Raw genomic sequence first — 3985 nt, forward strand, 5'->3', positions numbered from 1 at the left:
AGTTTTTAATGTGTCATTAAAATACCATTAATCTTGATTGAAATTATGAAAATACAACATCAACATTCTCAACTTAGCTTCCAACTCATAGGCTTATGTGTATTAGGAGCAATGCCTTATGCACAAGCAACATCGCCCATTGAAAACACTCAAGTCATCGCGTATTCCATTACAGCTTATCCCATCAAAGGCGCACATCTAGCCGATGAAAGTCATTACCTTGATAAGGTTGAAATGATTGAAAACGACATTAGTCGTCATTTAGGTACTTCTTTGGAAAGTGCAGAAAAACAAGCGAAAGAATGGTTAAATTCCCCCCGGTGGAAACAAATCGAAAGTCAATTGGCAGAAGCCTATCAGGGCGTTGTGAGTGGTTGGAAAAATGGGGTGATGAAAGTCCCTGCAGTTGCATTTATTTCATCAGACAACACGAAAACGGAAATTGTGTATGGCACAAGTGATGTTGAGCAAGCTATCCATCTTTATCGAAAAGCACATCATATAAAGGGAAAAAATGAATAGAACTAAAATTTTTACCATCTTTTTAAGTGGCACGATGGGGATGTTGCCACTGATCTATTCTAGCAACGTTGTGGCAAATCAGATTAATACCGCGACTATTTTAACATCTAGCGCATCTCCAAGTTGCGCGGATTATAAGCTTGTCGGAATGTGTTATTGGTTGTTTTGCACTAAATTTGGTTGCACTGTCCGAACATCCGTGAAAGTTCATCATTTTATCCCTGAGATGGTCGTTTCGAGCTATAACCATATAGGACAAAGTCCTTGGACGGAAATGAACTGGATGAATCAAGGCGCACAAGGCGGACGAGCACAAAGTCCAGTTAAAAATTACAGTCAATATCGTTTTAAAAATGCAGAAGCGATTGGTCATCCTGGTGGTTTATTTTTGAATATGATTAGCAGTATGGGTTATTCCTGTGAATCACAAACAACACCGTTTCAACCTTATTTTTTAAGTGCCTTAGATTATCTTGCATGGAATCAAGGTGTTCCTGAAATGCTTTACCCTGAAGCCTTAACACCAGGTATGCGCGAAGTGCGTGCCAATGGTGATTTATGGGGAAATATTTATCCGCGTTCAGGCAGTGTGACGCAAGTTCATGATTACAAAGCGGCAGGGTTAATTGTACAACGTGTAGCAGACATTGTTAGTCGCTCAGGACAATTGCATGTGTATTACCCTGCTACAAAAGGGAATTCAGATGGATACTGGCCACCGAAAGAAGTGAAAGAAGGGGATAAGAAAACCCATAAATGGCAAATGTTAAGTCCTGCAATGTCACAATCTTGTTCGATTTTCCCTGATGGTCAAGCCGCGGATAGTTATTCGAGTAAATTATCTGAACAAGGAAATTACAGTTGGGCATTGTGGCGACCTTATGCCTGTTGTAAACGCCGTGGGCAAACATTTCTAGGTAGCACGGATTGGATGAGTTATTAGTCTTTTAAGGGAGAGTTTTATGAAGATTGAATTGTCAAAAAAATCGTATCGACAAAAATTAACACCGCTTACTTTGAGTATTTTATTAGGTATGAGTGGGTTAACATCACATTCTGTTTCAGCTAATTATCTGCAAGGCTCTGTGTTATCCGATAATTTATTTTATTCCATCGGGGGCGGTGCAGCGATTATGCCGCCGACTGCCAATAAAGCACCCAATACCTATAGTATCGGTATTGGGTGGTCGAGTAATTTAATGTGCGGTAATTTTGATTTAAAAACGAGTGTTAAAAATCAATTAAATGGCATAACAGAAGGATTTAAAGATTTATTTGGGAATGTGATTGAATCCGCACAAGGCGCGGTAGCGAGCTTGCCTGCAATGATTATTCAACGTGCCAATCCGCAGTTGTATGACATTTTAACCAATGGGATGTATCAAGCCTCCCTTGATTTTAATAAGCTTAAAACCGACTGTGAAACGATGAGTGCTCAATTGGCCGATCGTGTCATGGGGAATAAATGGACAGATTTAGCGAAGCTTGAAAACTACAAAGACATCGTAAGTGTATCGACCGACCCTAAAATGGCAAAAAAGCAAATGGAGAAAGATGGCGGTAAAAACGGTGTTCAATGGGTTGGCGGTGAAAAGAAAGGTGGGCAAAATCAAGGACGAATTGAAGTCATTTATGACTCTGTACTTGCAGGTTATAACGTTCTATTAGGACGTAAGGCAACGGATAAAAGCAGTATTTCATCGCAAGCTTGCGATGGCATGCTTTGCTCTGAATGGAAAAAACCTGAAGACGCCGCAGCTTGGGTGAGAGATGTCTTAGGTGATAAATCATTGTCTACTTGTGCAGACTGCGGTACACCTGCCATCGAAGCAAAAGCCGGGACGGGGCTTGCGCCGAAAATTGAGAAAGAAACCATTAAATTGATGGCAAATTTCCAAGATGTTTTAAATTCACCATCGGTCACCAATGAACAATTAGCAACATTAGGCTCTACCACTGTCCCTATTACGCGTACAGTGATTGAATCATTAAAAGAAGATCCTGACGCTGTCATTTTAGCGACTCGTTTGTCGAACGAAGTGGCGATTTCACGTAACCTTGAAAAAGCATTAATGGCAAGACGTATGCTATTAGCCGGGATGCGCGAACCTAACGTGACACAAAATACCGATGCGATGGAAGAATTAGAGCGTAATTTAGCGACATTAGATCGCGAGATTAACCAAGTGAAAATGGAAATGGACTTGCAACGTTCCATTAACCAAAATACGATTATCGCCATTTTAAATAACCGCACGGTTGAGCAACAACGTGCATTAACCAGTAACGCAAAAGATAACAGTGATACGCGTATCTGGGGCGAAAAAACAAAATCGCAGGGTAGTGTCAGTGGTTCAAACTTAGCCCCTGTTGAACGATATATCAACATGAATGTGCCAACAGAAGAAAGTGGGTTAAATGGCTTCTATGGCTCATATAACGCCACACCAACCCCGGGCGGTTCGGGTAGTGGGACAGGAATTTCAGGTTCAGGCAGTTACGGTTCCATCCCACCGTTAAGTGGGACTGCGTCTGATCAAGCCACGGCATTATTGAAAAACTTTGAAGGTTTCCGTTCAAGTGCTTATTGGGATAAGAACGCTTATCGGACAGGCTTTGGTTCTGATACTATTACCAAAGCTGATGGTACCGTGGTTAAGGTCACTAAAGATACAGTGATAACGCGAGAAGATGCGGAACGTGATTTGGCACGCCGTACTCAAGAGTTTGCCAATACAGCAAGAAAACAAGTGTCATCCGCTTCATGGGATGCATTACCTGCCAATGTGCAGGCAGCGTTAACGTCATACGCTTATAACTATGGAAGTTTAACGGATGATGTCAGAGACGCAGCCATTAATGCTTCTAAAACAGGCGATATGACAGGTTTAGCCAATGCGGTGAGAAATCGTCAAACGAATAACGGTGGCATTAATGCCAAACGAAGAAATCAAGAAGCAGATTATATTCTTGGTAAAAGTTAAGGTATAATACCGAAAGTTAACCATCTATTTAAGGAGATTTATTATGCGTAAACTTATGACCGCCTTAGTGTTAGCTGCAATGTCTGTTTCAGCAAGTGCAGCGAATTCCACAATTTTTTCATGTAAAACGGAAAATGGCTCATCCGTGTTGGTGAAAAAAGTTGGTAATAACTATGAATTTACTTATGGCAGCACAACCTTTAAAAATGCGATTAAAGATGTGATGGCAAGAGAAGGAACGGCGGTTGCAGTGGGGTCTGGTTTCTCAACAAGCACATTGGAACTTGTTGATAAAGGTACGTCATATCAAATTGAAGTGGTGATACCACGTGGCAGTGACGAAGTTGATACCGCCGCGTTATCCATTTCGAAAGGTGATCGTTCAGAGAACGTAAACTGCAAGCAAGCTAAACAAAATCTTGAATTTACTAAGATGAGAAGTTTATAAAAGTTTATGATTGTTTGAAGCTCAACAAGGC

General features: G+C 41.1%; 4 protein-coding genes. All 4 read left to right on the forward strand.

Going from position 1 to position 3985, the window contains the following annotated elements:
• Nucleotides 1-45: 45 nt before the first annotated feature.
• From Q0O89_RS10355 to Q0O89_RS10370, 4 genes are read left to right on the forward strand one after another with little or no spacing between them, the layout of a single operon-like run.
• Nucleotides 46-522, forward strand: a complete 477-nt coding sequence (locus tag Q0O89_RS10355) for a TIGR03757 family integrating conjugative element protein (RefSeq protein ID WP_293731614.1) — start codon at nt 46-48, stop codon at nt 520-522.
• Entirely contained in the window at nt 515-1465 is a 951-nt protein-coding gene (locus Q0O89_RS10360; protein WP_293731615.1) for a TIGR03756 family integrating conjugative element protein, read from the forward strand. Before Q0O89_RS10355 ends, Q0O89_RS10360 begins: the two co-directional genes overlap by 8 nt.
• 19 nt (nt 1466-1484) lie before the next feature.
• Nucleotides 1485-3506, forward strand: a complete 2022-nt coding sequence (locus Q0O89_RS10365; RefSeq protein ID WP_293731616.1) for an integrating conjugative element protein — start codon at nt 1485-1487, stop codon at nt 3504-3506.
• Between the two features lie 43 nt (nt 3507-3549).
• The gene (locus Q0O89_RS10370) at nt 3550-3954 is read left to right on the forward strand and encodes a hypothetical protein (protein ID WP_293731617.1); all 405 of its coding nucleotides are present in this window, start codon (nt 3550-3552) and stop codon (nt 3952-3954) included.
• The last annotated feature ends 31 nt before the right edge of the window (nt 3955-3985 follow it).

The sequence above is a fragment of the uncultured Actinobacillus sp. genome (genome assembly GCF_945915845.1).
GTDB lineage: Bacteria > Pseudomonadota > Gammaproteobacteria > Enterobacterales > Pasteurellaceae > Exercitatus.